Source organism: Mesorhizobium sp. M7A.F.Ca.CA.002.15.2.1, assembly GCF_003998715.1.
GTDB lineage: Bacteria > Pseudomonadota > Alphaproteobacteria > Rhizobiales > Rhizobiaceae > Mesorhizobium > Mesorhizobium ciceri.
In genome coordinates this window covers 1-1,292 of the sequence record NZ_RZPI01001009.1, presented here as the reverse complement: position 1 = coordinate 1,292, position 1,292 = coordinate 1, and the positions used below count along the sequence as shown (strand labels likewise).

The 1,292-nt window shown below is 66.4% G+C and carries 1 protein-coding gene and 1 pseudogene; one reads left to right on the top strand and one right to left on the bottom strand.

Features of this window, described 5'->3' with window-relative positions; all coding sequences use genetic code 11:
- Positions 1 to 408 (bottom strand): annotated as a pseudogene (locus ENZ74_RS32075) (hypothetical protein); the annotation flags it as partial.
- Between the two features lie 237 nt (positions 409 to 645).
- On the opposite strand from ENZ74_RS32075, the gene ENZ74_RS32070 reads away from it, so the two are divergent.
- Positions 646 to 1,292, top strand: a 647-nt coding sequence (locus ENZ74_RS32070; RefSeq protein ID WP_127313299.1) for an SIS domain-containing protein, incomplete at its 3' end; no start/stop codon positions are given.

Below are 1,292 nucleotides of genomic sequence, written 5' to 3'. Positions count from 1 at the left end.
CTGCCTGGCGGCCGATGAGCGGCGGCGCGGCTTGGGCGGCGCCGCAGTGTCGACGGACGTGTCGTCAGTGGCTGCCGGCGGGTCAAAGAGGCTGCCGGTCGCGGTGGCGTCGCCAGTGTCAGCGTCGTCAGGCACGGCACCGGCGCTGGCCGGCAGATAGGTGCGGGCCGGCGCGTTGTCCTGCGCGGCGTTGGCCGGCTGTTGACCCTGCGCTGCCAAGGCCAGCTGTCTCGCCTTGCGCTGCTGGTCGGACAGGATCGCCGATTCCGAAACTTCGCCGCGCAGTTCGGTTTCCTGGGCATGGAGCGCCGTTGGGCGCAGCAAGGCAAACATGCTGGTTGCCAGCAGCAAGGCGCAGACCGCCTTGCCCCCACGTCCCGTCGAATTTTCTGGCTGGACCCCGGACATCGCCACCACTGCTTGCGCGGCGCACGCGCGCCATACTTACCGAACCGTAAATGGGGATGGTTAACGGAGGGTTGAGGCAGCGGCCCGTCAGCTGCCTGAAGCGCTGATTTCCAAAGGGATTCATACCGCGTGCGTTTTCTCGCCTGCCGTCGTCTGAACCACCGCACACGTTCGGGCGATATGCCTGGGGCCATTTCCGTTGGACAGCGCGCCGGCAAAGCGCTAATCGCATCAGCCATGCATGCGGGATCCCTGGATAAGAAGCCTTTGGACAGGCAAGCCTCGATCGCTTCGGCGCTGAGGACGGTGGCGACAGAACAGGCCGGTGTCGCAGCCCTCGCCGAGGCGCTGGAGAATGGGCTGGCCGCGCCTTTCGCCCAGGCGGTCGAGATGATCTCGGGGATTGAAGGCCGGCTCATCGTCACCGGCGTCGGCAAAAGCGGCCATATCGGTTCGAAGATCGCCGCGACGCTGGCCTCGACCGGCACGCCGGCTTTCTTTGTCCATCCCGCCGAAGCCAACCACGGCGATCTCGGCATGATCGCCAGGGACGACGCCATCATCGCCATGTCGTGGTCGGGCGAAAGCAAGGAACTGATGGGCATCGTCGCCTATTCCAGGCGCTTTTCCATTCCGCTGATCGCCATCACCGCCGGAGAGACATCGGCGCTGGCGCGGGCGGCGGACGTGGTGCTGCTTTTGCCGCGCGCTCCGGAGGCCTGTCCGCATGGCCTGGCGCCAACGACATCGACGCTGCTGCAACTGGTGATGGGCGACGCGCTGGCGATCGCGCTGCTCGAAGCACGCGGCTTCACGCCGGACCATTTCCGCACCTTTCACCCGGGCGGCCAGCTCGGCGCCAATTTGACGCAGATCCGCGAGAT